We start from the raw sequence: 26,597 nt of genomic DNA, 5'->3' as shown, positions 1-26,597 counted from the left end.
TTTTGTACATCCGTTAAAAATGAATATCAACATATGAAACTTAAGTACAGTCTGCTGGCTTTGGCAGCTCCGCTTTTAATGAATGCACAACAAGTAATGACGCCTGAAATTCTTTGGACTTTGAAAAAAGTTGGAGTACAGGCAGTTTCACCGGATCAGGGCTCCCTTATCTATAAAGTAGGACAGGTAGACCTGAAAACAGAGAAAACGAAAAACGAGAACTATTTTCTGAATGTTCTTAATCATCAGTCTTCCAAAATAGATTTCGGGAAAAAAGCCCTTATTCAGTGGGATAAAAACGGAATATATGCTCAGGAAGGAGATAAAATCTATCTTTCCAAAGATGCCGGAAAAACCTGGGCAGAATTTTATACCATTGGTGAAGCAGATAATATCGTAATTTCTCCGGACGGAAAGAAGATTGCCTTCAGTAAGCAGGTATTGGTGGAGAAAGTAATGGGGAAAGATAAATTCAGCGATACTCCTAAAACAACGGCTCAGGTATACACAGACCTGAACCACAGACACTGGGATTATTTCAATGAAGGTAAGTACAATCATGTATTTGTAGTGAATACTTCTGATAAGGTAGAAGGAGCAAAAGACCTTTTGGAAGGGAAAACCTGGGATTCTCCTCAAAGACCTTTCGGTGGTGCTGAAGATTTTATCTGGAGCCCGGATTCTGCCCAGCTTTTATATGTTACCAAACCTAAAAGTGGTAAAGAATATGCTACAAGTACCAATACCGATATCTTTGCTTATGATCTGGCATCTGGTACTACCAAAAACCTTACAGAATCCAACAAAGGATATGATGTAAACCCTAAGTTCAGCCCGGACGGAAAATCTCTGATCTGGCAGAGTATGGCAAGAGACGGATATGAAGCTGATAAAAATGATGTGAAAATCCTGGATTGGAAGTCAGGGAAGACCACTAACCTTACCTCTGGCTGGGATGAAAGTGTTTCAGGAGATGTTCTTTGGGGAGCAGATTCAAAAACAATCTACTTCACAGCGGCATTCAGAGGAACAAAACAGCTTTTCTCGCTGGATTCAAAATCAGCAAAAGTACAGCAGATCACCAAGGGAGATTTTGACGTCAACGAAATCTTTACAGACAATAAAACTTCACTTTTAGTAGGAAGAACAGACGTAAACCATGCTACAGAATTATTCTCTGTAAACGTTAAGAACGGAGAAATGAAGCAGGTAACTGAAGCGAACAAGGAAACGTATGCGAAGTTAGCTCAGGGGAAATCTGAACTTAAAATGGTGAAAACTTCAGACGGTAAGGAAATGGGAGTTTGGTTCCATTATCCACCGAATTTTGATCCGAACAAAAAATACCCAACGCTGGTATACTGCCAGGGAGGGCCGCAGTCTGCGCTTACTCAATATTTCAGTGTAAGATGGAACTTTGCTCTTATGACAGCCAACGATTATATCGTAGTGGCTCCAAACAGAAGAGGGATGCCGGGCTGGGGAACAAAATGGAATGAAGACATTTCAAAAGACTGGGGCGGGCAGCCAATGAGAGATTATCTGGCAGCCACAGACTTTGCGAAAACTTTACCTTACGTGGATGGTGACAGGGTAGCAGCTGTAGGAGCTAGTTATGGAGGATACAGCGTATTTATGCTGGCTGGAATCCATGAGAACAGATTCAAGACATTTATTGCTCACGATGGTTTATTTGATATGAAATCATGGTATCTGACTACCGAAGAACTATGGTTTGCCAACTGGGATCTTGGTTCTCCATGGGAAAAACCACTTCCAAAAGCATACACAGAATTTAATCCAAGCAACTTCGTGGAAAAATGGAACAAACCCATCATGATTGTTCAGGGAGGAATTGATTTCCGTGTTCCTTACGAGCAAGGTCAGGAAGCTTTCCAGGCTGCAAAATTAAGAGGATTAAAATCTAAACTGGTGTACTTCCCGAACGAAAACCACTGGGTACTTCATCCTCAAAACGGATTGGTATGGCAGAGAGAATTCTTCGACTGGCTGAAGGAAACTTTATAGACAGACAATATAAAATATCAATAGGAGCGGGCTTTAGCCCGCTTTTTTTATAATCAAAAATCCAACGGCTTTAGCCAAAACCTAAATAAGCTAAGTTTAAGATAAGATTGAGTTGGAAGCTGGGTGCTTGAAGAATGAAGTTATGGAGGTTGTGATGAGTAGTTTTTTCCATATTTTCATCTTTTTTAAGCGATGATATCATTAATGTATGATGACCTCTATAAATGGTGAGACTAACAGTAACTTCCAGCCTACCTCTTCCGGCTTCCTAATCTGCAAACAATAAAATCAATATATTTGAAGATGCAAAACCGTATTTCTTCATTTCCACCCATTATTAACGCTCAGTCTGAAATTCTGATTTTAGGATCAATTCCCGGAGTGAAATCACTGGAAAAACAGCAGTATTATGCTCATCCTCAAAACAAATTCTGGAAAATCATTTTTGAATTGCTGAACGAAGAATTTACTGATGATTACAAACAAAGAATTGAAACGATAAAGAAACATCATATTGCCCTTTGGGATGTTATCGATTCCTGCGAGAGAAAAGGAAGCCTGGATTCTGAAATCAGGAATGAAGAAGCCAATCAGATCGCAGAATTGTTAGAAAAACACCCAAATATCAAAGCCATTTTCTGCAACGGTGGAAAGTCATACAAGAACTTACAGAAACTGCTCGGGAAAAATTATAAGCTGCCCGTTTTTTTATTGCCTTCTACCAGCCCGCTTCATACGGTTTCCTTTGAAAAGAAGCTGGAAGAGTGGAAGAGAATATTGGAATTTTTGGTTTGAGAGTTTGAGAGTGGGAGGGTTTGAGAGTTAGAATGCTGAAATTGTAAACGTATAGATTCCTGCAGAATGGACAACTGGGACGCTTTATTTATGCATACACTTTGTCATTCAGCAGGAATCTATGCACTTTATAAACCCAGCCCTCAAACTCTCAAACTCTCCAACCCTCCACTAGCACCTAAGTATTCTCTCAATCCTTTCAACAGTTCCAATTGATTTTTTGTTCTGTCCAGATTGTGTTCAGGATGCGTGATAGAATAGTACGTACTTCCATTCAGATAATCGGTTAAGAAACGAAGTTCCTGAATATAAATAGCGACCTGTGCTGCATAATCGAGATTCTCAGCTTCCAGTGGTGTCAGTTTTTCTTTTAAATGGAATAAAAATCCTTCTTTTACGACTTTATACATTTCAGGGTTGAAATTATCTATGGCGCTTCCATCATCTTCCTGGGTGGTATTGGTGTAAGACTGAATCATGGTTCCAAAATCATACAAAATAGTGGAAATCATCATGGTATCCAGATCAATCACCGCTAAAGGTTGATGATTCTGATCAAAGAGAATATTACTGATCTTTACATCTGCATGAATAATTCTTTTTGGGATCTGATTGTTTTTCTCCATCTCAATCCATCGGTCCGGTAAGGACAAAAGCTGGTTGGTGATTTCAATTTCAACCCTGGCATTTTCTCTTAAATGAGGTTCTGCATTTTTGAGTGAGTTTTTATAATCTGCAACCCTCTTCTCAAAATTGAGGAAATTGGGAAGAGAATCTTCAATGGCAGGCAGTTTTTCAGTATTGACCGTATTGAGAAAATAACTGAAGGTTTTAGCAGCATCATAAGCCGTCTGCAAAGTGGGAGCAGTAAGGAATGTTATACTATTTTCTACAAAACTGAGCATACGCCATGGCTGACCATTTTTATCTTTTACCAGAATTTTACCGGTAAGAGAAGGAACAGGTTCTATAATTTCAAATTGATAATGATTTGACCTGAGAACTTCATTAATCATTAAATGGTTATTAACGACCACTTCCGGCTGTTTAAAAACATGATTGTTGATTTTCTGCAGAATAAACTTTTTCCCCTGCCCTTTATCCTCCAGAAGATAGGTGGTATTGATCAACCCGTCAGTAATAGGAGTAAGGTCATAACTGTCCGTACCGATAAATTCAGCAACAATATCATTTAGCTCCATAAATTTTCCGGGTATCTGTTGTTTTTAATCTCTGAAATCAGAAAATCTTTAACTTCCTTTTTATCATCAGCATACGTAACTCCCATCCATGGGGAAGGAGATACTTTTACCTTTACCTTTACTCTGTTTTCATCCATCATTCTTTGTACTGCAGAAGGAATATAAAATTCCTGATCAGGCAGTGGATCAGATTCTATGAAATCATAAAAATAGGTGTCCAGATAACAGAAAATGTGTGGGTGGAAAATAAAAAAATTCATGGATACCAGGGTGTCAGGATCCAGTTGTATACTTTCTCCGTTTTCAATGTAAACAATTGAGTTATTTATTCTTTGAATGGATGTTTGTTCCACCACTTTGATCAGGTAGTTTTCAGCATCCAGCGTACATATTCCTCTGGCTACAGTACCGTTTCCACTCAACGTTGTACCTACAGGATAAGCAATCATTCCTAATTGTGTATCTGATATATGATGATGGTTAATTTCATGTGCAGCGAGCTGATACACTTCTTTTCCGTAGAAATCATCCGCGTTGATCATCACAAAAGGTTCCTGTATTGAATATTTGGCGCAAAGTACGGCATGAGCGGTTCCCCATGGCTTCGTACGGTCAGGATAATCAAAACCTTCCAGTGAAATAGGAATGCTGTCTATCTCCTGATATACCCAGATCAATTCAAAATTTTTAGCTTTTGAAATGCCGTTGAGTCTTTCAATATAACTTTCAGGAATCAGTTTGTTGACAATAATAACGACTTTTTGGAAACCGGCTTCCAGTGCATCAAAGATGGAATACTCAAGAATTGGCGAACCGTTATCGAGTATGCCGTCTACCTGTTTAAGCCCCTTGTATCTGCTGCCTAATCCGCCTGCCAGTATAAGTAATGTTTTCTTAGAACTCATCGGTCATTCCAAATACAGGTTTACGGGTTTTCCATTTTCCATTGGTGAAATCAGGAATATCAACTACCTGACCGCCTTTGGCAATAGACTCTTCGCTTAATGGCGTAATAGAATACCACAATGCAAGATCATACACATCCATCGGGAACTCTATATTCCGTTTGATACATTCAATAAAAGTATTCATCACAAAGAAATCCATTCCGCCATGTCCGGCACCTGCAGCAGTAGCTTCAAACTTTTTCCACATCGGATGATCGTGTTCTTTCATCCATTTTTCAGTATTGTCCCAACGGTGGGTATGGTTCATGGTTTTTTCAAAATAAATATGTCCCTGGTTGAAATCTCCCCATCCGAAATCCTGCCACAACCCTTCAGTTCCCTGAACTCTGAAACCAAGATCATAAGGTCTTTGTAAGCTTGTATCATGAGTAAGAAGGATGGTTTCTCCATTGGCACAGGCAATCTGAGTGGTTACAATATCTCCCTGGTTGAATTTTACTTTGGCACTAGGATGGTTTTCTCCGCCCTTTGCATGTTCAACAATGTATTTGTGAAGCCCCACTGATTTTGAAGAGAATGAAGAAAGCCTTGTTAAACGGTTTCCTCGGTTGATGTCCATCATCATCGCAACCGGACCTAATCCATGGGTAGGATAAAGTTCTCCGTTACGTTTTACGTAATGTTCAGTTCTCCATTTTGCCTCACTGAAGCCTTTTTCTCCAAACTCAGCACCGGAATTGTATGGAGTAACTCCGTCATTGAAAAGAACACCTCTCAGGTCATGCTGATAACCGCCTCTTCCATGTACCAGCTCTCCGAACATTCCTTTACGGACCATATTCAGGATGGCCATAATATCTCTTCGATAGCATACATTTTCCATCATAAAGATAGGAACTTTCGTCTCCTCATATACCTTTACAAATTCCCAGCAGTCCTGAAGCTTTATCGCCCCGGAAACTTCCATGCCTACAATTTTTTTAGCACGCATAGCTTCCACACCCTGGGTAAGATGCCATTCCCATGGAGTAGCAATCACAACAGCATCTATTGTTTTTAATTTCAACAGATTTCTATAATCGTATTCCCCGTTGGAAAACTCCTGAGCAGCCGGTTTATTATTGTCTTTTAAGATTTTTTGAGACGCGGCAAGCATTCTTTTTTCCGGATCTGCAAATGCAACAATCTCTACATCATTACGTTTTGCCAGTAATTTTACATGTTCCTGACCACGAAGACCTACGCCGATAAAACCAACGCGGACTTTTTTATCTGTTTTAAAATCATTGGAATAAGCAAATAAAGAATTGGGTAAAACCAATGCCCCAAAGCTTGCTAAAGCGGCAGTCTTAAGAAAGTTTCTGCGGGAGTTACTATTGTCCATCTATTTTTTTTTTAAATATATTAAAACTTTTGTAAATCCCGGTAAGGTGATAGGTAATTAGAGAATGAAGTGATGAAGGTAGTTTGTAAGAATTTGAGGCTTATTGGATTTTAAAATTGAACAGTTTTGTAGTTATTAAAATATAGATTATTAATTTTCACTTTTTTATTGGTTTTGCTCATTTATATTTTTTTTTTAAATATTTGTTATATGCGTGAAAATTTATTGATTGATCCAGGCTTTTCTTAATGCAATTTGTTTTGAATCAGGATTAAAACTGGAGTTACCTTTCCATTGGTTTCATCATAGTTGAATCCTGCCTTTTCCAGATATTCTTTCAAAGGAACGGGTTGGGTACCTTCTATATAATCTCTGAAAAAAGTACGTATTTCAGGATAAGTCATTTTTGTGATCTCATCAAAAAGTTCATTATCATTAAAGTATGTACACTAAATCTCTTCAAAATTTGTCTCTTTTATTTTTCCATATAATATACCTCTTCATAAGGCTGAATCAGTACCCATCCGTGACCTGAGAATTTCATCTGAAACTCTTCGCCGCTTCCTCTGCCGATAAGGCTTTTGAAAGAAACATTGGTTTTCAGTTCCGGGCTGAGGTTTCCGGACCATGCCACAGTAGCATTCGGATCTGTAAATACAGGTGTATCAGGAGTTACAAGTAAAGTTAAAGGATCTCCGTGAGTCGTAATAGCAATATGTCCTGTTCCTGAAAGTTTTGCCTGGAAAAGACCTCCGGACATCATTCCAGCGATGCTTTTCAGCATAGTAATATCACTTTTTACACTTTGTTCATGGGCAAGAATATCATTTCCGTTTACACAAACAGATTCATTGTTCAGATAGAGAATACGGACTTTCTTCCCGGAATCAGCAACATATAATTTTCCGGTTCCTTCTGCTTTCATCAACCTGGCACCTTCACCGCTGATCGCTTTCTTCAAAAGATTTCCAAGTCCTCCGGAAAGCATTCCCTGCCTTTCAAAATTGATATTTCCCACATAGCTTACCATACTTCCTCTTTTGGTCCATACCGCCTGATTATTAAGGTTGATTTCCAGAAGATGCTTTGTTTCCAGCTCAAAATAATCTCTTTGTTGTGGATTTTCTTTTGTTTCATTGATAAATGCTTCTATTGAATATTTGCTCATAATGATAATTTTATTGGTTGATATATAGTGTTATTATTTTAGTTTGTCGAGTTTATACTTCCTTTTGTTACTTTTAGGATTCAGATCCACAAATTCATATGCTTCAAAACCGGCAAGCCTGGCTTTGAACATCTCAGTTGCCTTTTCCAGTGACCAGGTTTTAGGGTAATGAAAACCTTCAAATTCTGCATTGACAATTTCTGCTTTGAAATCATGTGAAAATTCATGATCACCTGCGTAGGTCAGTGCTATTTTGCCTGTCCATATAATATCATACCGGTGATTTTCTTTTTTTGAAAACCGGATCTGATGTCCGGCACAGCTGTCATGCCCCAGCAGGTAGATGTTGAAAGCAAGATCGTCATCATCAGAATGGTGTTCAGACGGAAGATCATTACTGAAAAGATCATTTTGAACAACAGCATCGAAATCTAATTTTTCATCAAGATTATTAATTCTGATTCCTCTCTGTTCACCCCAATAGTTAGAAGAGAGTGTACAGGTATGATAGTTTCTCCATACGATTTTGGAGTCCCAGTCGGACAGATCTTCGTCTTCTTCTTCATTGTTTTCATTGTCATTGGCATAATATTTTTCAGTTTTTAAATGAAAATCAAACCAGATAAGTCCATATTCATCAATTCTTCCACTCCATCTGAAATTTTCAATTGTATGACCGTCAGGATACGGATTATCAATGAAGTATATTTTACTTACAGATTCCATATTGAATTTTAATTTTTCCAAAAATACTCTTTTTATGTCTTGAAAATCCCCGTAAAATCACGGTTTTATGTTTGATTGTAAATAATACTTGACAAAGGGGTGTTCAATGTCGTATATTTGCACTCCGAAAATTACACCTTGTAATTTCAATAATTTTTAAACCGTAATTTAAAAAATGAAAACATCAGATTTTAATTTTGATCTTCCTGCGGAATTATTAGCAGAACACCCATCAGAGCACAGAGACGAAGCGAGATTAATGGTACTTGATAGAAAAACACAAACTATCGAGCACAAATTATTCAAGGATGTTGTGGATTATTTTGATGAAGAAGATTTGTTCATCTTCAACAATACAAAAGTTTTCCCTGCACGTCTTTACGGAAATAAAGAAAAAACAGGTGCTAAAATTGAAGTTTTCTTATTAAGAGAGCTTGATAAAGAAACCAGAGTTTGGGATGTTTTGGTAGATCCTGCAAGAAAAATCAGAATTGGTAACAAATTATTCTTCACTGAAGATGAGTCTTTGGTAGCTGAGGTTATTGATAACACAACTTCAAGAGGAAGAACATTAAGATTCTTATTCGACGGATCTTACGACGAATTCAGAACAAAACTAAAAGAATTGGGAGAAACTCCGCTTCCCAAATATATCAAAAGAGCTGTAGAACCTGAAGATGCAGAGAGATATCAGACAATCTATGCAAAAGTAGAAGGAGCAGTAGCTGCCCCTACAGCAGGTCTTCACTTCTCTAAGCATTTGATGAAGAGATTAGAGATCAAAGGAATCAATTTTGCTGAGGTTACCCTTCACGTAGGATTGGGAACATTCAACCCGATTGAGGTAGAAGATCTTTCTAAGCACAAAATGGAGTCTGAAGAAATTATCATTGATGAGAAAAATGCTGCGATCATTAATAAAGCAGTTGAATCTCACAGAAGAGTATGTGCAGTAGGTACTACTACCATGAGAGCATTGGAAACTTCTGTTTCTTCAAACAAAAAAATCTCTGCTTTCAACGGATGGACAAACAAATTCATTTATCCTCCTCACGATTTCGGAGTAGCGAACTCAATGATTACCAACTTCCACACACCGAAGTCTACTTTGATCATGATGATTGCTGCATTTGCCGGAAGAGATTTCGTAATGCACGCTTATGAAGAAGCCGTAAAAGAAAAGTATAAATTCTATTCTTACGGTGACGCAATGTTAATTCTATAAAAAAGATAATAGGTAATAGGTTGCAGATAATAGTATCTGCAACCTGCTACCTAAAATCTACAACCTTACAATGAAAGATATCCGTACATTATCACTAGACCAGCTTAAAGACTACTTTGTGTCTTTAGGAGAAAAGCCGTTTCGTGCGAAACAGGTCTATGACTGGCTATGGAGTAAAAACCTCCATTCGATTGACGAAATGACGAATCTTTCAAAATCACTTCGTGAGAGAATTTCGGAAGAATATACCATTAATCCTGTTTCCGTAGACCTTCTTCAAAAAAGCTCTGACGGAACCATCAAAAACGGAGTGAAACTTCACGACGGGCTGATGGTGGAATCTGTTCTTATTCCTACAGAAACAAGAACTACAGCCTGTGTATCTTCGCAGGTAGGATGCTCATTAAACTGCGAATTCTGTGCTACAGCAAGACTGAAAAGGATGAGAAACCTTGAAGTAGCTGAGATTGTAGATCAGGTAGCCCTGATTGACAGCCAGAGCAGAATGTATTTCGACAGACCGCTTTCCAATATCGTCTTTATGGGGATGGGAGAGCCAATGATGAATTACAAAAACGTAGTGGAAGCCATCAAAAAAATTACCCAGCCGGAAGGATTGGGAATGTCTCCAAGAAGAATTACCGTTTCTACATCCGGTATCCCTAAGATGATCAAAATGCTTGCAGATGATGAACTGCGCGTGAAGCTGGCTTTATCCCTTCACTCTGCTATTGAATCCAAGCGTAATGAGATCATGCCTTTCTCTGATAAATTCCCGTTGACGGATATTATGGAGGCTCTTCAGTACTGGTATCAGAAGACAGGTTCTGTAATTACTTTTGAATACTGCGTATGGAAAGGAATCAATGACGGCGATGAAGACATTAAAGCTTTAATCAAATACTGCAAACAGGTTCCTTCAAAAGTAAACCTGATTCAATACAATCCGATCGGGGACGGAAAATATGACCAATGCAACAAGCAGGCAGAAGAAAATTACATCCGTCAGCTTGAAAATGCAGGGATTACCGTAATGGTCAGAAGAAGCCGTGGAGGTGATATTGATGCCGCCTGCGGGCAGTTGGCCAACAAAACAACAGATTAAAATTTCCTTAAAAAAAGCCTAAAACTTTCTTAAAAAATAGCTTAAAACCCTACCTTTGCACAAATTATTTTGTGATGATGGATTTTCTTATGAGCGAGGACGGGCTGGAAAATGTGTATGCATGGGCTATCCCATTGCATGCCACTGTCATTTTAGCTGAAATGATTTACAGCCACGTTTCAGAAGCTAAGTTATATAGCGGGAAAGATCTTGCCACCAATGTTTATCTTGCATTGATGAACTTTGGTCTTGACCTTATCATGAAGGCATTTGCCATGGGCGTAATGTTTTTCTTTTATCATCACAGGATTTTCTCATGGGATCTTAGTATCTGGTATCTGCTGGCTTGTTTTATCATCACAGATTTTGCCTATTATGTGCTGCATTATGTGGACCACCGTTCCAGAGCATTCTGGGCAGTTCATATTACGCACCACAGTTCAGAATATTTTAACCTGACAACAGGATTCAGAAGTCCCGTATTACAGCCGCTTTACAGATATTTATATTTTTCACCGCTGGCATTTTTAGGATTCAATCCCTGGCACATCATGGTGGCATACGCCATCGGACAAGTGTATGGAACATGGGTACATACGCAGACTGTGAAGAGTATGGGATTCCTGGAATATATTCTGGTAACACCTTCTCATCACCGCGTACATCACGCATGTAATGTGAAATACCTGGATAAAAATATGGGAATGTGTCTCATTATCTGGGATAAAATATTTGGAACCTTCCAAAAAGAAGATCCGAATGTACCCGTGAAATATGGAATCTATCCAAAAATGCCGGATAACAGACCGGATACGGTATTATTTTATGAATGGAGAAAAATCTGGAAAGATCTGAAGCAGCCGGGATTAAAATTCACAGACAGAATCAATTATATCTTTAATTCCCCGGGATGGAGACATGACGGAACAGGAAAAACCGTAAGGCAGTACCAGAAAGAGTATTTTGCAAGACAGGCACAAAAGAAAGAACAACAGCAAAATCAGAAAGAGCAGAAAACGGCTTAACTTCTGATTTAAAATCAATAGAAATCTAAGGGAAAAGCGGGCTGTTTCGGCCCGTTTTTCTATTTTGGAATTGGCATTTTTCAATGGCTATGCAATATTTATATTCCGCAGGAATCCACACTCTCCCCCCAAACCCGCAGCCCACATCCCGAAACCCGCATCCCGCATCACATGCAAACCCTCCAACTCTCCAACTCACAATAAAACCTTATTTTTGTCTTATGAAAAAACTCCTTCTGATAGTTGCTCTTTTCGTTGGCCAATCTGCATTTTCCCAGCGGACTGATTTTCTGAAAATAAAAAAATACAGAGTTAATTACCTGGATGATAAGATTGAAGAAACTTCAGGACTGAATATTTTCAATGGAAAGCTGTATACATTCAATGACAGTGGAAATCCTGCCGAACTTTTTGAATTGGATAAAAAAAGTGGTGAAATTATCAGGAAACTGAAAACCAATTTAATCAATACAGATTGGGAAGCGTTAGCCAATGACGGAGAGAATTTTTATATCGGGGATTTCGGAAATAATACCGGAACAAGAAAGGATCTAACGATTTACAAAGTCCCATACGAACGTCTCGATGAGTCTAATGTCATTAAAATTCCAGGTTCGGAAAGAGCCCTCGATGGAACGAAAATTTTGTTTTATTATCCTGAACAGACCGAATTTATTGCTAAAAACACAAAGAACGATTTCGATGCAGAAGCCATGATTTACCTGAATGGAAAGCTGCACATATTTACCAAAGAATGGGCTTCAAAAGCAACCACGCATTATATTGTAGATCCTGAACTCTCAGAAATGCAAAAAGCAGAAAAAATAGAAACCTATAAAACAGGCTTCGTGGTTACAGATGCTTCTTACTTTGATAAAAAGCTTTACTTAGTAGGATATACCAGGAAAACAGAAGTCTTTTTAGATATTTTTACAGAAACAGAACCCGGAATATTTTTTAAAGAGAAACCAAAGCATTATTACCTCGGGACTGCGCTTTCATTAGCACAGATTGAGGGAATAAGTGCAGATGAAACGGGAATTTATATTTCAGGGGAAAAGTTCAGATCTCCGTTGGGAACTACAAAACCTTCATTTTATTTTATCCCGAAAGAACAACTCAAAGATTAATTTGCCTTAAAATTGAGCGAAAAAAATTATCTTTGTGAGAATTAATAATTATTCACCCAGCATCGCAGATTGTGGCAAACATTGTAGAAGAGATTAAACGACCGATCAATGATGAAATGAAACTTTTTGAACAGAAGTTTTATGAGTCAATGCAGAGTAAAGTAGCTTTATTGGATAAAGTAACCCGTTTTATTGTTACCACCAAAGGAAAGCAGATGCGTCCTATGTTTGTGTTTCTTTGTGCCAAACTGGTGGGTGAGGTGACGGAAAAAACATACCGGGGTGCTTCAATGATCGAACTGATCCACACCGCTACTCTGGTACACGATGATGTGGTGGATGAAAGTTTTAAACGTCGTAATTTCTTTTCAATCAATGCACTGTGGAAAAATAAGATTGCAGTTCTGGTGGGAGATTACCTTTTATCAAAATCGGTTTTACTATCTACAGATCACAAAGATTATGACCTGCTTGGGGTGATTTCCAGAACCATCCGTGAAATGTCTGAAGGAGAACTTCTTCAGCTGGAAAAGGCCAGAAAGCTGGATATTACGGAAGAGGTTTATTATGAAATTATCCGGCAGAAAACAGCAACTCTGATTGCTGCATGCTGTGAAATAGGAGTTCTTTCCAATAATGCGGATGAAGCTTTAGCCAAAAAGATGATGGATTTCGGCACTTATACCGGAATGGCATTTCAGATCAAAGATGACCTTTTCGATTATTTAAGTTCAAACGTCATCGGTAAACCTGTTGGAATTGATATCAAAGAACAGAAAATGACGCTGCCTTTGATTCATACCTTGAAAATAGCCTCTGAAAAAGATAGAAAGTATTATTTCGATACCATAAAAAGATATAATAACAATCCCAAACGTGTAAAAGAGCTTATTGAATTTGTGAAAAGCTCCGGTGGATTGGATTATGCCATTACAGTGATGAAAGAATTTCAACAGAAAGCTCAAAATATCCTGAATGAATTTCCGGATTCCGAAGCAAGAAAATCGCTGCATATTATGCTGGATTATGTCATTGAAAGAAAATTCTGATATTAACGTTTTTTATCAGTTCTGATTTTTTTATTCTTCTATTTCCTTTAATCCTGCATGGTGTAACGGATCCACATTATTGAAAGAAAAATAATCCTATCTTCCAATAATTCAATGAGTTGTGATTATTTTACTTTTTTGTAAGATTAAATTACTGTAAATTAACATTTTGCATTAATTAAGTAAAATAATTGCTAATAATTCATTGATTTTCAATATAAATTTTGTTTATTTGTCGTTAGAAAAAAACAACAAATAATGAAAAAAATTCAAACTATGATGATAGCGTGTGCTATCAGTTCAAGCTTCATCGCGTACGCACAAGTGGGAATAGGTACTCAAAATCCCCAGACAACTTTTCATATTGACGGATCTAAAGACAATCCTGCAACAGGAATTCCTTCTGTGGCTCAACAGGATAATGATTTCAGTGTAACTTCAGGTGCTAAAGTAGGGATTGGTACAGTTTCACCCACTGAAAAATTGGATGTAGCGTCTGGAAATGCCCGTATCCGTAATATTAATTCGAATGTAGGTATCGGAGGAACCGACAGGGTGGTTGTAGCTGATGCTACCGGAATTCTGAAGACCATAGATTTTACAGCTTATTCACTGTTTCATGCGCGTTTGGCAGCGAACCAGAACATCAGTTCTTCTACGATCACGACATTATTATTCGCTGCACCGATAGCGACTTCCCCTTTCTATTCTTATAATACCGGAACTGGTGTGATGACTTTTAACCAGCCCGGAAATTATCTGGTAACGCTGCAGGCTAGTTTTACCAATATGCCCGCAGGAACACAGCTGCTCATTGGTATCAGACCTGTACCGGATGCGAATTATCTGGGAAGAGGAAGCCATTATAACGCAGTTGCTGCTTCGGGAACTGTAGGTGAACTGATGAATTATACAACCGTGGTTGTTGCACCTACAGCCGGATATCAGATCCGTTTTACGGCAGCGCCGAATCAAAATTCTACGATTATTTCGACAGAAACAGGATCTACAGGAAGTGGAAATGTTACCAATGTAACTGTTCAGAAGATCTGATTCTATTTTTACTTTAATCAAACTAAAGTGCTGTATATAGGTTTTCGGGAAACTGAAAATGTATGTACAGCACTTTTCTTTTTAAATTCAGAATCTGATAGTGATTCAGTATAAAAAATGAGAAAAGAGCTACTTAATTAATTCTTGTATTTACATGTAATTATCCTTATTTATTACCTTCGATTGTTTAATTAAGCGAAAAATTTAAATTAAATAATTTTTAGGGTTACAATGATAACGGCTAGAACTATACAAAATAAAGCGATTAAAAATAAATAATCCGCAATGTTCTCAAACGTGTATTCCCGCTTACTATTCCTTGTTCTGATTGCCAGAAAGGAAAAGAAACAGCTACAGGCAAAAAGAATACAGGCAAATCCTGCAAATTCGTCCAAATAGGTATGCTGACTGATTTTAGAGATTTTCAATGAGGTGATAATGAGTAAGGAAAATCCTAAAAGATTGCTGGAAGCATTCAAGATATGTGGTGATTTTTTTTCCATCTTTTACAATTTTTTTCAAAATAAAGCACAATTTTTTTTATTATCAAATTTTTAAAAAAGATTATTAAAAATTAAAATTAATTTAAAAAGTGTATATTAGCAAAATACTTGAAGATTAAAAACTTTTTTACTTAGCTATGCAAACAACCTATATTGAAACACAGCAAATATCCTTTCAAGATTTTAAAAATCAGATACTTGAAGACTACAGGTTAGGAAGGATCTCTCGTGAAATGTCTTATCTCGGAAGGAGAGAAGTACTCACAGGAAAGGCTAAATTTGGAATTTTTGGGGATGGAAAAGAACTTCCTCAGCTTGCAATGGCGAAAGTTTTCAGAAATGGAGACTTCCGTTCAGGATATTACAGGGATCAGACTTTTGCATTGGCAATAGATGCCTTGACGGTAGAAAGTTTCTTTGCGCAGATGTATGCAGATACCAGCGTGGAAAGAGAACCTGCTTCAGCGGGAAGACAGATGAACGGGCATTTCGCAACAAGAAGTTTACATGAAGACGGAAGCTGGAAAGATCTGACAGCTCAGAAAAATATTTCTTCCGATATTTCTCCTACAGCCGGACAGATGCCAAGATTATTGGGATTGGCTCAGGCTTCAACTATTTATAAAAGCGTAAAATTTGACGGTTCAGAAAAATTCTCAAGAGAAGGTAACGAAATTGCTTTCGGAACTATTGGGGATGCTTCTACAGCAGAAGGACATTTCTGGGAAACTCTGAATGCAGCATGTGCGCTTCAGGTTCCTATGATCGTTTCTATCTGGGATGACGGATACGGAATTTCAGTTCCTACGAAAAATCAGAGAGCAAAAGCTGATATCAGTGAAATGCTAAGTGGTTTCCAGAGAAAAGAAGGAGAAAACCAGGGATGTGAGATTATCCAGGTAAGAGCCTGGGATTATCCTGCATTATTGGATGCTTATGCTAAGGCAGAACATTTTGCAAGAACAGAAAGTGTACCGGTGGTAGTACACGTGGTAGACGTTACTCAGCCACAGGGACATTCTACATCCGGATCTCACGAAAGATATAAAAACGAAGAGCGTCTGGCATGGGAAGCTGAGTATGACGGGCTGGCGAAATTCAAAGAGTGGATACTGAACTATTCTATCGAAATTGACGGAAAAGAAGAAGTAATTGCTACTGCTGAAGAATTGGATGCTATCGACGACGAAGCGAAAAAAGCGGCAAAAACCGGACAGAAAACAGCCTGGGAAAATTATCAGAAAGCCATTTCAGAATTGATCCAGTCTATTTTACCTTTAGTAGAAAACCTTAAAGGACAGAATGCTGAAGTTGAAAATTATATCGCTCATTTTAACAAATTGGTTTCAAAAGCGAAGAAAGATATTTTCCATCTGGTTAGACAGACTTTACTGGCGACAAGAGGAACAAATTCTGCTGAAAGAAATCAATTGATGCAGAAATACAATGAAGTATCTGCTGTTGAAAAAGACAACTATTCTTCTCACTTATATTCTCAGTCCCAATGGAAAGCTGAGAATGTTCAGGAAATCAAACCTGTATATTCTGACAGTTCCGAAGAGGTAGACGGAAGAGTAGTGATCAGAAACAATTTTGACAAAATTTTTGAAAAATATCCTGAAACTTTAATCTTTGGAGAAGATACCGGAAACATTGGTGATGTCAACCAGGGATTGGAAGGAATGCAGGAAAAGTATGGTGCTGTACGTATCGCTGATACGGGAATACGTGAAGCAACGATCCTTGGACAGGGAATTGGTATGGCGATGAGAGGTTTAAGACCCATTGCTGAAATCCAGTACTTAGACTATGTTCTTTACTGTTTACAGGGAATGAGTGATGATCTGGCAACGGTACATTACAGAACAAAAGGAGGTCAGAAAGCTCCATTAATTATCAGAACAAGAGGTCACAGATTAGAAGGAATCTGGCATTCAGGTTCTCCAATGGCTGGTATTCTGAACCTTTCAAAAGGTATTTTGGTATTGGTTCCTAGAAACCTTACGAAAGCAGCAGGATTCTACAACACAATGCTTCAGGCTGACGAACCTGCTATCATCGTAGAATGTCTGAACGGATACAGATTAAAAGAAAAACAACCGGATAACTTAGGCGAATTTACTGTTCCTGTAGGGAAAATTGAAGTAACAAAAGAAGGAAAAGATGTTACTTTGGTCACTTACGGATCTACATGGAGAATTGTAACGGAAGCCGCTAATGAATTGGAAAAATTAGGAATTTCTGCAGAAGTGATTGATATTCAGTCGTTGATTCCTTTCGATTTATCTCACGAAATTGCTGAAAGTGTTAAGAAAACCAACAGATTAGTAGTGATTGATGAAGATGTGGAAGGAGGAACTACAGGATTTATCCTGCAACAGATCCTTGAAAAGCAAAAGGCATTCAGATATCTGGATTCAGATCCGTTGACGATCTCTGCCAATGATCACAGACCAGCATATGCAAGTGATGGTGATTATTTCAGTAAGCCGTCTGCAGACGATATGGTAGAAAAAATCTACGCTATGTTTAATGAAACAAATCCTCAGAAATATCCAGCGATATTCTAATCGGGATTTTAGATAAATTTTAAACCGCTTCCTTTGGGGAGCGGTTTTTGTTTGCTAATCCTCTTCCGCCAAAGCAATCCTTAGTGTATTCAAAGTATTCATCAGCATTATACTTGCCGTAAGTTCTACAATCTCTCGTTCTGAAAATTGGTCTATCAGCTTTGCTTTGGTGCTTTCCAAATTATCTTTGCTGTAAATGACAGCTTCTGTCCATTCCAAAACAAGCTTTTGCTGATCAGTGAAGCTATTGGTATGTTTCCAGCCCGGAAGTCTGTTGATGAGATCCTGTTCAAAGCCAAAATCAGAGAGTTCTTTAGCGTGATAACTGCAGCAATAGGCGCATCCATTGATTTGAGACACACGCAGCTCCACCAAAGCGATCAGTTTTTCATCAGTACCGGATTTTCTAATGCTGTTATGGGCTCTGTAGAGATTTCCAATGGTTTCTTTTGCAATTTCTTTGTAATTCATTATGAATATTTTTGTGCAAATTTGCATCAGAAATAGTTTTGAAACTATATGCTTACATTTTGGTGATATACTTACCTTTTTGGAAGTGCTATCCAAGATAAAAGGCTATCAAACATTGACAGCCTTTTTATTTTTTACTTCCGCATTCAGAAAAGCACAATCTTTATCTTCATGCTGTCCTTTCACCTGATATTTAGCTTCCCATTCCTCCAGCAAATAAAGAATAGGCAGCAGAGCTAATCCTTTTTCTGTAAGAGAATATTCTACTCGGGGAGGAAGTTCTTTAAACTCTTCACGGATCACCAATCCATCGGTTTCCATTTCCCTAAGCTGATCAGTCAGTACCTTCCTGGAAATGACATTAATGCGTACTGCCAGTTCCCCGAAACGTAACTTTCTGTCTTTAATCACCAGAACAATAATAGGCTTCCATTTGCTTCCCAAAGCGGCCATTGCCTTTCCTAAAGGACAGCTGTATTGCATTAATTCATTCTTTTTCATAGAGAGATCTTTATTTTAATATCATATGAAACTGCAGTTTCATATGTTACTTTGATGTTACTAATGTAAGTTACTGCGAAGTTACCACTATTTTTTTTATGAAAGATACAAAAGTGAACTATTATTAGTTACTTTGTGTAACAATTATAAAATATAAATTTTAAATATGAGCACATCATCATTATTTAAACCGTTTCAATACAAGAATTTACAGCTTAAAAATAGAATTGTAATGGCTCCAATGACCAGAGCACAGTCTGATAATGGAGTTCCCACTCAGAATATTGCAGATTATTATGGAAGAAGAGCCGCTTCAGAAGTAGGATTGATTCTTTCCGAAGGAACTGTGATCAACAGACCTGGATCAAAAAATATGCAAAATATTCCGGATTTCTATGGAACAGAAGCTTTGAATGGTTGGAAAAACGTCATTGATACTGTACATCAGAATGGAGGTAAAATGGGCCCTCAGATCTGGCACGTTGGAGATACAAGAATGTCAGAGGACTATCCGTTGGTTCCAATGGAAAAAGCTTCTACGATGACCATCGAAGATATCCAGGATACGATTGCACAGTTTGCAGCCTCTGCAAAGTCAGCGAAAGATCTTGGTTTCGACTGTATTGAAATTCATGGCGCTCACGGATACCTTATCGACCAGTTTTTCTGGGAAGTAACCAATACCAGAACTGACGAATACGGGGGTAAAACATTGAAAGAAAGAAGCAGATTTGCTGTAGAAGTAGTAAAAGCAATCAGAGCAGCAGTAGGAGAGGATTTTACGATTATTATCCGTCTTTCCCAGTGGAAGCAGCAGGATTATAAAACCAGACTGGCATTTACTCCAAACGAAATGGAAGACTGGTTATTACCATTAAAAGAAGCAGGGGTGGATATTTTCCACTGTTCACAGCGTCGCTTCTGGGAACCTGAATTTGAAGGTTCTGATTTAAACTTTGCAGGATGGGCCAAGAAAATTACCGGGCAACCAACTATTACCGTAGGTTCTGTAGGCTTAAACGGAGATTTTCTTAATGCTTTTGCAGGACAGGGAACAGAAAAAAGAGACCTTACAGAATTGATCAGAAGACTTGACAATGAAGAGTTTGATCTTGTTGCTGTAGGAAGAGCTATTTTACAGGATCACCAGTGGGTACAGAAGATCAAAGATGGCAATACAGAAGCTCTGCTTGACTTCTCAGCTGAGAGTATGGGCGTTTTATTTTAATATCAATTATGAATTGTGATTTCGTTTCGCGGTGGTTTTTTAACAGCATAATTTATTCATTTGCGAAAAGGAATTGACGATTCAATCTGGTATTAAATCAGCATAAATTCACTTTATTTTATATTTAATTTTCACCTATTTATTAAAGAACCCGCTCACAGAATTTTCATGAGCGGGTTTTAACAGATTTAAATATCTAAAACTGCCTTTAAATTGGCAGAAATGATTTCCTTATAAACCGATATTCTTGGTCGGTTTCAATTGTTTTAAGATGCTTTTCGGGATGGCATTTTTGTGAACAAGAATTGCTGTTGATTTGTATTCAACATAAGGTCTTGTTACATAAATATATCCGGCAAAATCATTGGTTACACCCCATGAATTTTTTACCATATAATATTCTTTACCAGTCTGGTCTTTTGCCAGACCTACGATATGCATACCATGGTCATCCGTTGTAGAAAGATTATTAAGTGCTTTCTGACGCATGTCTTCAGTGATGCTTTTATCCTTTTTAGGCTCTGTAAATAAAGTCTGCTTGTTCTCAGCAGTAATCTGGTCAAGATCCATGTCCGGAACATAAGCTACCCCGTTTTTGTAAGAGAAATAAGGCTCAGAAACATCCGTTGCCCAACCTACAGAATATCCTTTATTTACAGCGTTATCAATAATTGCAGTAAGATCTTTCATCGGAACATTCCAGTCAGAATCGTGGCTCCAGTTATCAGGAATCGGAACTACAAATTTCTGAAAATATGGATAATCTTTATAGGAAGATAATTCTACATAATCTTCAGGATTGATTCCTACAACTTCTTTAGCAAATGTTTTCGGAGTATAGTTTTTCCCTTCGTAAGTGAAGTTGGCAGGTACTTTTCCCAAATATTCATCAAGAATAGCATCTACAGAATCCATCCAGTTATCGGTCAGTTTTCCTTTTGAAGAAGCCTGAACAAGGCTGTCAAGAACCGGCTTCAGTTTTCCTTGCATTTCTTTGAAGTTATTCGTAGTCTGTCCGGCTTTTAATCCTGTGTAAACATCCTGAGGAACTGCTCCGTACTTTTTGTACATATTGATTACGTCGTGAAGTTCTCCTCCGTCACCCCAGCTGATAGCACCATTATTCAAAACATATAATTTGGCTTTATCGTGGTAAGAATTTCTTGCTGTAAAGATCTCAGCAAGATCTACAGGTTTTTTGCCCATTCTCTGCATTTCAGATTCAAGGAAAGAGTTTCCGGAGTAGCTCCAGCAAGTTCCTGATGAACCCTGGTTCTTTACAGAAGTCGCACCTACGTCCTTTAACGTTGTGAACTGAAAATTAGCATTTTGTGATTGGTTGTTTTTTAACTTGTTGATTAAGTCATCTTGGGCAAACATCATACTTCCTGCAGACAAAACAAAAAGTAATGATGCAATTTTGGCATTTTTCATTACTATAAAAAGATTATTTGTATTAATAGTCGTTGATAATAGAGATTTGTTACACAAGGAAAAGTTAAATTTGAAATTAAAAAAAGACTCAAAAGAAGTAAGAAGTTGCTTTATAATTTTATTTTTTAATTATTTTCTTAAAAAAGTTGATCATGTTTCCAACCCTTTCAAAAGTTTCCGCATCTATCATAGTATAACTCCTGACTATGGAACAAGAATTATTATTGGAATGCCAGCGTAGCAACCGCAATGCCCAGCGGAAGGTTTACGAGAAAATGGCGGGCAGACTCTACGCAGTCTGCAGACGCTATCTGAAAAACGACGAAGATATAGAAGAAGTATTGGCTGATACATTCTATAAAATCTTTACGAAAATTACTCAGCTTCAGAATCCCGAAACTTTTGAAGCATGGGCAAGAAAGATAGCGGTAAACGAATGCCTGCAGAAGTTGAGATCAGATAAAGGACTGTTTATTTCCCTGGAAGAAAATTTCACTGATCATTCTGAAGGAACTACAGAAAACCTTTCTCTGGAAAAAGATATTCTGAGCTTACTGAACTTTCTTCCTGAAGGCTGCAGAGCCATCTTTAATCTTTTTGCTATTGAAGGATATCCTCATAAAGAAATAGCGGCGATGCTTTCCATCAGTGAGGGAACATCAAAATCCCAGCTCAATTTTGCAAGGAAAAAGCTGCAGGAACTTCTCGTAAATCAAAACATTTAAACTTTTACAACAATGGAAAATAATCATATAGATCAACAATTCAATGAAGCTTCCAGACTTTCAGAAGAGCCAGCTGTTTTTCCTGGTTTTGAGAAAGTATGGGATAAAATTGAAGAGAAATTAGATAAAAAAGAAGATAAAAAGAAAACAATTCCACTTTGGCTGCCGTATGGTATTGCCGCAAGTTTGATGATTGGTCTTGGGGCCTTTTACTTTATGAATAAAAAAGAGGTTGCAGAGCCTTCACAACCTGTAATAACAGAAAATAAAGGGTCAAACGTTCCTGGTAATAAAGTTGATATTGCAAAAATAGACAGCCTTACAAAACAGAATATCCAGAAAGAGAAAAATAGTGTTAAGCCGGTAGAAAAACTGGCAATTAATACACTGCCAACTCATACTCAATATCCTGTGGGATTTCCTCAGAAAACATTGCCCAATCCCGTGTTTTCAGAAAAAGAGAAAAATGATACTTTATATAGTGATAGAAAAGTAGATTATATCTATTCAGGGCAACGCAAAGATACCAATGCCGTTAAGAGTATTGAAGAAGTGGTAGTGATGGGATATTCAAAAACAGTTAAAAGTAAGACTGTTTCATCTGCTTCCACTGTGATGATTGCTTCCACAGACAAAACTTCTGCACATGCTCCGGTTGCAATATCTTCATTGGCAGGAAGTGTTGCCGGAATAGAAGTAACCACTGGAATTAAAAAACGTGATGAAATATCAATCAGAGGAGCAAAAAGTATTGATGGCCATTCTACGAACCCTTTATATATTGTTGATGGAATATTATCAGGCAGAGAATCTGGATTTTTAAATATCCTTGATCCTAAAAAAATAAAAGAATTAAAAGTACTGAAAGGTCTTGAAGCTACTGCGCTGTATGGAAGCAAAGCTAATAACGGAGTTGTTGTCATCACCACGAATGGATTATCTAAAGAAGAAATAGAAAAACTTAAAAAAGTTTCTTCAGAAAGTAAAGAGAAAATACTAAAAGAACCTGAAAAAGTACTTCCGAAAGCAGGCCAGCTCACAGCAGGAGAAGTTAACGATTTTTCTAAGTGGGATTATTGGAAAGATATTGCAGTTCCTACTCTGGATCAGTATAAAAATACATGGAAGTTCTTCCCTGATAAAAGGGTTTCAGTTCAGTTGGTCAATCAAGACAGAAAACCGGTAATAGGGGAGAAAATAAAACTATTGGATGATAAGAAAAATATTATCTGGGAAGCCGTTTCAGATAATCTGGGCAATGTGGAATTATGGATATCACCGATGACTGATGAAAACTCAGATTCTCAGAAATATTATTTATCTGATGGTTCTGGGCAGATCATCAGTAGTAATCTCAGAACCTTTAAAAATGGACAAAACCTGATTATTCTTGATAAACACTGTCTGCAAAAGCGTGTATTAGATCTTGCTTTCGTAGTGGATGCTACCGGTTCTATGGGGGATGAGATTTCTTATCTTCAGTCTGAACTTTTGGATGTGTTGAAAAAGATCGAAGGACAGCTTAAGAATACAACGGTAAGATATGGATCAGTTTTTTACAGAGATCAGGGAGATGAATATGTAACCCGGAAGTTTGATTTTTCAGACAAAGCAGAAGACCTTGTAGGATTTATTAAAAAACAGATGGCCGGCGGTGGCGGCGATACGCCGGAAGCTGTTGTAGAAGCACTAAAAGTTTCCGTTGATGAGCTGAAGTGGAGTGATGAAAATTCTACTAAAATAATGTTTTTAATTCTGGATGCTCCTCCGCACCATTCAGAACAGAATATAAAGGAACTTTATAGTACAATAAAGGCTGCCGCAAAGAAAGGAATTACCATTATTCCACTGGCAGCCAGTGATACCGATAAACAAACGGAATATCTGATGCGTACATTTGCTTTACTCACCAATGGAACCTATACGTTCCTTACAGATGACAGTGGAATAGGAAACAGCCATATCAAACCTACCATAGATTCTTATGAAGTTGAAAAACTGAATGATTTACTATTAAGATTAATCCTTCAGAGAGCTGTTTTGCCAGAATGCAGCGCAGGAATTTCAAATGATAACATCAACAAAAAAATGGAAAAAGAAATTGACAGTCAGGTTGAGAGTAAAACTGTACTATTTCCAAATCCTACAAAAGGTCAGCTGCAGATAAAAACAAGAAAACCAATTGAAGAACTGTTTATCTATGATCTTGCCGGAAAGATTATTATGAGAAAAGAAAAACTGCCGGAAGGTAAAAATACAATTGATTTAACTTCTTATCCTCAAGGGATTTATCTAGTACGTATTCATACTAATGATCTGTGGGAGACATTTAAGATCATTAAAAATTAACTGTCTTTTTTATTTAAGGAATAAGTTTTATTTAACAATTATTAACAGGTTTGAATTTATTTTAATAATTTCCTGTCGAAATTTTTAAAGATGAAAAAAATTGTAATAACCATGCTAGGGCTTGTTGCATTGACAAGCTGTAAAACTCAAAAAAATACTGAAATGTCCAAGGAGACAAAGACTTACAGTGTCAGGAAAGATAAGGATCAGGATGGAATTCCTAATCAATTGGATAAATGCCCTGATATTGCCGGTCCGGTAGAAAATGAAGGTTGTCCGTGGGTAGAGTCGGATGGAGACGGTGTTATTGATAAAGATGACGCATGTCCTACAGTGGCAGGACCTCCTGAAAATAATGGCTGTCCATGGCCGGACACAGATGGAGATGGTATTTTGGACAAAGATGATGCCTGTCCTACGGTTCCGGGATTACCGGAATATAATGGCTGCCCAAAACCGAAGTCAGTGACCGCAATGGAAGTAGAACGTTCCATAAAATTCCCTGAATCAGGAAGAGTGTACGACCATCAGGTAGGTGATAAAAAGAATATTAAAAAGCCTACAAAAAAGGCAGATCAGGATATTGATTATAACAATGAAGAATATGCAGCGTTAGTTGAAAATGCATTTGAATTAACCCGTAATCAACCTGTTTCTACATTTTCCATTGATGTAGATAATGCTTCCTATTCCAATGTCAGAAGAATGATCAGTTACGGAGATAAGGTTGATAAAAACTCAGTGAGAGTAGAAGAGATGATCAATTATTTTAAATATGATTATCTTCAACCCGCAAATGGCGATCCTTTTTCAATTAATACAGAATACAGTGCATCTCCATGGAATCCTAAACATAAATTGCTCAAAATAGGACTTCAGGGGAAAAATATTCCGATGGATCGTCTGCCTGCTTCCAATATTGTTTTTCTTATTGATGTTTCAGGTTCAATGAGTGAGGAAAATAAACTGCCATTGCTGAAGTCTTCTCTTAAAGTTTTACTGAAACAGCTCAGACCTAAGGATAAAGTTGGGATTGTAGTATATGCCGGTAGTGCAGGAATGGTACTTCCCCCAACGTCAGCAGGTGAAAAAGAAAAAATAATTCAGGCACTAGATAAGCTTGAGGCAGGAGGAAGTACAGCGGGAGGAGAAGGAATTGAACTGGCCTATAAACTAGCGAAGCAAAACTTTATAAAAGGAGGAAATAACAGAGTTGTTCTGGCAACAGACGGTGATTTTAATGTGGGAGCTTCTTCTACCTCAGATATCGAAGCGTTGATCACAGAAAAAAGGAAAACCGGGATTTTCCTTACCTGCCTCGGCTATGGAATGGGAAATTACAAAGACAATACCATGGAAATTCTGGCGGACAAAGGAAACGGAAATTATGCTTATATTGATAATATGCAGGAAGCCAATAAATTCCTGGGAAGAGAATTTGCCGGAAACATTTATACCATTGCCAAAGATGTAAAAGTGCAGATTGAATTTAATCCTAAATATGTAAAATCATACCGACTGATCGGCTATGAAAACAGAAAACTGAGAAATGAAGACTTTATAAATGATAAGATTGATGCAGGAGAACTAGGAAGCGGACATACAGTAACTGCTTTATATGAAGTTATCCCGGTTAACATAGATTCTGAATTTATACCAAAAGAAACAAAATTGAAATACTCTGAAATTTCTAAGAAGAACTCTGGAGATGAAATGGCAACGGTAAAGTTCAGGTACAAAAAACCTGATGGAGACAGAAGCATTGAGATGACTAAAGTGATTAAAAAAGAAGATAAATCTTCTGCAAGTCCGGATTTTAAATTTGCATCTTCCGTAGCCTGGTTCGGGTTGGTATTAAGAAACTCGGAACTGATTACAAAAAAAGATCTTTCCGATATTGAAAACCTTGCTAAACAGGGAAAAAGTAAGGATGAAGAAGGCTATCGTTCAGAATTTATAAGGCTGATAGAGAGCTATAAAACAATTCAAAAATAATTCATAAAAAAAGAAATTTCCCC

At 37.6% G+C, this 26,597-nt stretch carries 23 protein-coding genes; 13 read left to right on the top strand and 10 right to left on the bottom strand.

Going from position 1 to position 26,597, the window contains the following annotated elements; genetic code table 11:
- Window positions 1-33 precede the first annotated feature (33 nt).
- Together AC5YGI_RS06010 and AC5YGI_RS06005 are read left to right on the top strand one after the other, a co-directional pair.
- Window positions 34-2,028, top strand: a complete 1,995-nt coding sequence (locus AC5YGI_RS06010; RefSeq protein ID WP_330747099.1) for a S9 family peptidase — start codon at window positions 34-36, stop codon at window positions 2,026-2,028.
- Window positions 2,029-2,331: 303 nt separating this feature from the next.
- Window positions 2,332-2,823: a DNA-deoxyinosine glycosylase gene (locus AC5YGI_RS06005; protein WP_496167787.1), complete on the top strand. Its 492-nt coding sequence runs from the start codon at window positions 2,332-2,334 to the stop codon at window positions 2,821-2,823.
- Between the two features lie 143 nt (window positions 2,824-2,966).
- Here the strand turns inward: AC5YGI_RS06005 and AC5YGI_RS06000 are convergent, their stop codons facing one another.
- The 6 genes from AC5YGI_RS06000 to AC5YGI_RS05975 form a co-directional block, all read right to left on the bottom strand.
- Window positions 2,967-4,025 carry a phosphotransferase enzyme family protein gene (locus tag AC5YGI_RS06000; RefSeq protein WP_330747097.1) on the bottom strand — a complete coding sequence of 353 codons (1,059 nt, stop codon included), beginning with the start codon at window positions 4,023-4,025 and terminating at the stop codon, window positions 2,967-2,969.
- Complete coding sequence (locus AC5YGI_RS05995) at window positions 4,016-4,930, bottom strand: nucleotidyltransferase family protein (RefSeq protein ID WP_227941829.1); 915 nt, start codon at window positions 4,928-4,930, stop codon at window positions 4,016-4,018. Before AC5YGI_RS05995 ends, AC5YGI_RS06000 begins: the two co-directional genes overlap by 10 nt.
- Complete coding sequence (locus AC5YGI_RS05990; RefSeq protein ID WP_446105325.1) at window positions 4,920-6,317, bottom strand: Gfo/Idh/MocA family protein; 1,398 nt, start codon at window positions 6,315-6,317, stop codon at window positions 4,920-4,922. The genes AC5YGI_RS05995 and AC5YGI_RS05990 overlap by 11 nt, the downstream gene beginning before the upstream one ends.
- A gap of 245 nt (window positions 6,318-6,562) precedes the next feature.
- Window positions 6,563-6,721 (bottom strand): hypothetical protein, encoded by a 159-nt coding sequence (locus tag AC5YGI_RS05985; RefSeq protein WP_496167786.1) that lies wholly within the window; start codon window positions 6,719-6,721, stop codon window positions 6,563-6,565.
- 71 nt (window positions 6,722-6,792) lie between these two features.
- Window positions 6,793-7,485 (bottom strand): AIM24 family protein, encoded by a 693-nt coding sequence (locus tag AC5YGI_RS05980; protein ID WP_047433734.1) that lies wholly within the window; start codon window positions 7,483-7,485, stop codon window positions 6,793-6,795.
- 33 nt (window positions 7,486-7,518) lie between these two features.
- Window positions 7,519-8,232 (bottom strand): hypothetical protein, encoded by a 714-nt coding sequence (locus tag AC5YGI_RS05975; protein WP_496167785.1) that lies wholly within the window; start codon window positions 8,230-8,232, stop codon window positions 7,519-7,521.
- Window positions 8,233-8,386: 154 nt separating this feature from the next.
- Between AC5YGI_RS05975 and queA the strand changes: the two genes are divergently transcribed.
- From queA to AC5YGI_RS05945, 6 genes are all read left to right on the top strand, one after another.
- Window positions 8,387-9,436 (top strand): tRNA preQ1(34) S-adenosylmethionine ribosyltransferase-isomerase QueA, encoded by a 1,050-nt coding sequence (queA, locus tag AC5YGI_RS05970; RefSeq protein ID WP_034696367.1) that lies wholly within the window; start codon window positions 8,387-8,389, stop codon window positions 9,434-9,436.
- Between the two features lie 70 nt (window positions 9,437-9,506).
- The gene (gene rlmN, locus AC5YGI_RS05965) at window positions 9,507-10,541 is read left to right on the top strand and encodes a dual-specificity RNA methyltransferase RlmN (protein ID WP_120231776.1); all 1,035 of its coding nucleotides are present in this window, start codon (window positions 9,507-9,509) and stop codon (window positions 10,539-10,541) included.
- A gap of 74 nt (window positions 10,542-10,615) precedes the next feature.
- A complete protein-coding gene (locus tag AC5YGI_RS05960) occupies window positions 10,616-11,566 on the top strand; it encodes a sterol desaturase family protein (protein WP_446105327.1) in 951 nt (316 codons plus the stop codon).
- Between the two features lie 221 nt (window positions 11,567-11,787).
- The gene (locus AC5YGI_RS05955) at window positions 11,788-12,696 is read left to right on the top strand and encodes a hypothetical protein (protein ID WP_496167784.1); all 909 of its coding nucleotides are present in this window, start codon (window positions 11,788-11,790) and stop codon (window positions 12,694-12,696) included.
- Window positions 12,697-12,767: 71 nt separating this feature from the next.
- Window positions 12,768-13,745: a polyprenyl synthetase family protein gene (locus AC5YGI_RS05950; RefSeq protein ID WP_496167782.1), complete on the top strand. Its 978-nt coding sequence runs from the start codon at window positions 12,768-12,770 to the stop codon at window positions 13,743-13,745.
- 258 nt (window positions 13,746-14,003) lie between these two features.
- A complete protein-coding gene (locus AC5YGI_RS05945) occupies window positions 14,004-14,798 on the top strand; it encodes a hypothetical protein (RefSeq protein WP_330747089.1) in 795 nt (264 codons plus the stop codon).
- A gap of 209 nt (window positions 14,799-15,007) precedes the next feature.
- Here AC5YGI_RS05945 and AC5YGI_RS05940 read toward each other — a convergent pair whose 3' ends face one another.
- Window positions 15,008-15,301, bottom strand: a complete 294-nt coding sequence (locus tag AC5YGI_RS05940) for a hypothetical protein (RefSeq protein WP_227941821.1) — start codon at window positions 15,299-15,301, stop codon at window positions 15,008-15,010.
- 137 nt (window positions 15,302-15,438) lie between these two features.
- Here AC5YGI_RS05940 and AC5YGI_RS05935 point away from each other — a divergent pair, with 137 nt between their 5' ends.
- Complete coding sequence (locus AC5YGI_RS05935) at window positions 15,439-17,871, top strand: alpha-ketoacid dehydrogenase subunit alpha/beta (RefSeq protein ID WP_330747088.1); 2,433 nt, start codon at window positions 15,439-15,441, stop codon at window positions 17,869-17,871.
- A gap of 54 nt (window positions 17,872-17,925) precedes the next feature.
- Here AC5YGI_RS05935 and AC5YGI_RS05930 read toward each other — a convergent pair whose 3' ends face one another.
- Both AC5YGI_RS05930 and AC5YGI_RS05925 read right to left on the bottom strand, forming a co-directional pair.
- Window positions 17,926-18,342: a carboxymuconolactone decarboxylase family protein gene (locus AC5YGI_RS05930; protein WP_496167779.1), complete on the bottom strand. Its 417-nt coding sequence runs from the start codon at window positions 18,340-18,342 to the stop codon at window positions 17,926-17,928.
- 108 nt (window positions 18,343-18,450) lie between these two features.
- Window positions 18,451-18,843 carry a winged helix-turn-helix transcriptional regulator gene (locus AC5YGI_RS05925; RefSeq protein WP_343639145.1) on the bottom strand — a complete coding sequence of 131 codons (393 nt, stop codon included), beginning with the start codon at window positions 18,841-18,843 and terminating at the stop codon, window positions 18,451-18,453.
- Window positions 18,844-19,009: 166 nt separating this feature from the next.
- Here AC5YGI_RS05925 and AC5YGI_RS05920 point away from each other — a divergent pair, with 166 nt between their 5' ends.
- Entirely contained in the window at window positions 19,010-20,071 is a 1,062-nt protein-coding gene (locus AC5YGI_RS05920) for an NADH:flavin oxidoreductase (RefSeq protein WP_034696378.1), read from the top strand.
- Window positions 20,072-20,302: 231 nt separating this feature from the next.
- Here the strand turns inward: AC5YGI_RS05920 and AC5YGI_RS05915 are convergent, their stop codons facing one another.
- On the bottom strand, window positions 20,303-21,505 hold the full coding sequence (locus tag AC5YGI_RS05915) for a C1 family peptidase (RefSeq protein ID WP_202839256.1): 1,203 nt from the start codon (window positions 21,503-21,505) through the stop codon (window positions 20,303-20,305).
- 206 nt (window positions 21,506-21,711) lie between these two features.
- Here AC5YGI_RS05915 and AC5YGI_RS05910 point away from each other — a divergent pair, with 206 nt between their 5' ends.
- The 3 genes from AC5YGI_RS05910 (at window position 21,712) to AC5YGI_RS05900 (ending at window position 26,574) form a co-directional block, all read left to right on the top strand.
- Window positions 21,712-22,230: an RNA polymerase sigma factor gene (locus AC5YGI_RS05910; protein WP_330747085.1), complete on the top strand. Its 519-nt coding sequence runs from the start codon at window positions 21,712-21,714 to the stop codon at window positions 22,228-22,230.
- 12 nt (window positions 22,231-22,242) lie between these two features.
- Window positions 22,243-24,579 (top strand): T9SS type A sorting domain-containing protein, encoded by a 2,337-nt coding sequence (locus AC5YGI_RS05905; protein ID WP_496167777.1) that lies wholly within the window; start codon window positions 22,243-22,245, stop codon window positions 24,577-24,579.
- Between the two features lie 90 nt (window positions 24,580-24,669).
- Window positions 24,670-26,574, top strand: a complete 1,905-nt coding sequence (locus AC5YGI_RS05900; RefSeq protein WP_496167776.1) for a vWA domain-containing protein — start codon at window positions 24,670-24,672, stop codon at window positions 26,572-26,574.
- The last annotated feature ends 23 nt before the right edge of the window (window positions 26,575-26,597 follow it).

The organism is Chryseobacterium sp. CS3K3.1 (assembly GCF_059515165.1).
This window is presented reverse-complemented; position numbering and strand designations above follow the sequence as displayed.

What these genes read in the sequence shown, in the direction of transcription:
- AC5YGI_RS06010 (WP_330747099.1), top strand. Translation starts at nt 34, where the DNA reads ATGAAACTTAAGTACAGTCTGCTGGCTTTGGCAGCTCCGCTTTTAATG.
- AC5YGI_RS06005 (WP_496167787.1), top strand. Translation starts at nt 2,332, where the DNA reads ATGCAAAACCGTATTTCTTCATTTCCACCCATTATTAACGCTCAGTCT.
- AC5YGI_RS06000 (WP_330747097.1), bottom strand. Translation starts at nt 4,025, where the DNA reads ATGGAGCTAAATGATATTGTTGCTGAATTTATCGGTACGGACAGTTAT.
- AC5YGI_RS05995 (WP_227941829.1), bottom strand. Translation starts at nt 4,930, where the DNA reads ATGAGTTCTAAGAAAACATTACTTATACTGGCAGGCGGATTAGGCAGC.
- AC5YGI_RS05990 (WP_446105325.1), bottom strand. Translation starts at nt 6,317, where the DNA reads ATGGACAATAGTAACTCCCGCAGAAACTTTCTTAAGACTGCCGCTTTA.
- AC5YGI_RS05985 (WP_496167786.1), bottom strand. Translation starts at nt 6,721, where the DNA reads ATGACTTATCCTGAAATACGTACTTTTTTCAGAGATTATATAGAAGGT.
- AC5YGI_RS05980 (WP_047433734.1), bottom strand. Translation starts at nt 7,485, where the DNA reads ATGAGCAAATATTCAATAGAAGCATTTATCAATGAAACAAAAGAAAAT.
- queA (WP_034696367.1), top strand. Translation starts at nt 8,387, where the DNA reads ATGAAAACATCAGATTTTAATTTTGATCTTCCTGCGGAATTATTAGCA.
- rlmN (WP_120231776.1), top strand. Translation starts at nt 9,507, where the DNA reads ATGAAAGATATCCGTACATTATCACTAGACCAGCTTAAAGACTACTTT.
- AC5YGI_RS05960 (WP_446105327.1), top strand. Translation starts at nt 10,616, where the DNA reads ATGATGGATTTTCTTATGAGCGAGGACGGGCTGGAAAATGTGTATGCA.
- AC5YGI_RS05955 (WP_496167784.1), top strand. Translation starts at nt 11,788, where the DNA reads ATGAAAAAACTCCTTCTGATAGTTGCTCTTTTCGTTGGCCAATCTGCA.
- AC5YGI_RS05945 (WP_330747089.1), top strand. Translation starts at nt 14,004, where the DNA reads ATGAAAAAAATTCAAACTATGATGATAGCGTGTGCTATCAGTTCAAGC.
- AC5YGI_RS05940 (WP_227941821.1), bottom strand. Translation starts at nt 15,301, where the DNA reads ATGGAAAAAAAATCACCACATATCTTGAATGCTTCCAGCAATCTTTTA.
- AC5YGI_RS05935 (WP_330747088.1), top strand. Translation starts at nt 15,439, where the DNA reads ATGCAAACAACCTATATTGAAACACAGCAAATATCCTTTCAAGATTTT.
- AC5YGI_RS05930 (WP_496167779.1), bottom strand. Translation starts at nt 18,342, where the DNA reads ATGAATTACAAAGAAATTGCAAAAGAAACCATTGGAAATCTCTACAGA.
- AC5YGI_RS05925 (WP_343639145.1), bottom strand. Translation starts at nt 18,843, where the DNA reads ATGAAAAAGAATGAATTAATGCAATACAGCTGTCCTTTAGGAAAGGCA.
- AC5YGI_RS05920 (WP_034696378.1), top strand. Translation starts at nt 19,010, where the DNA reads ATGAGCACATCATCATTATTTAAACCGTTTCAATACAAGAATTTACAG.
- AC5YGI_RS05915 (WP_202839256.1), bottom strand. Translation starts at nt 21,505, where the DNA reads ATGAAAAATGCCAAAATTGCATCATTACTTTTTGTTTTGTCTGCAGGA.
- AC5YGI_RS05910 (WP_330747085.1), top strand. Translation starts at nt 21,712, where the DNA reads ATGGAACAAGAATTATTATTGGAATGCCAGCGTAGCAACCGCAATGCC.
- AC5YGI_RS05905 (WP_496167777.1), top strand. Translation starts at nt 22,243, where the DNA reads ATGGAAAATAATCATATAGATCAACAATTCAATGAAGCTTCCAGACTT.
- AC5YGI_RS05900 (WP_496167776.1), top strand. Translation starts at nt 24,670, where the DNA reads ATGAAAAAAATTGTAATAACCATGCTAGGGCTTGTTGCATTGACAAGC.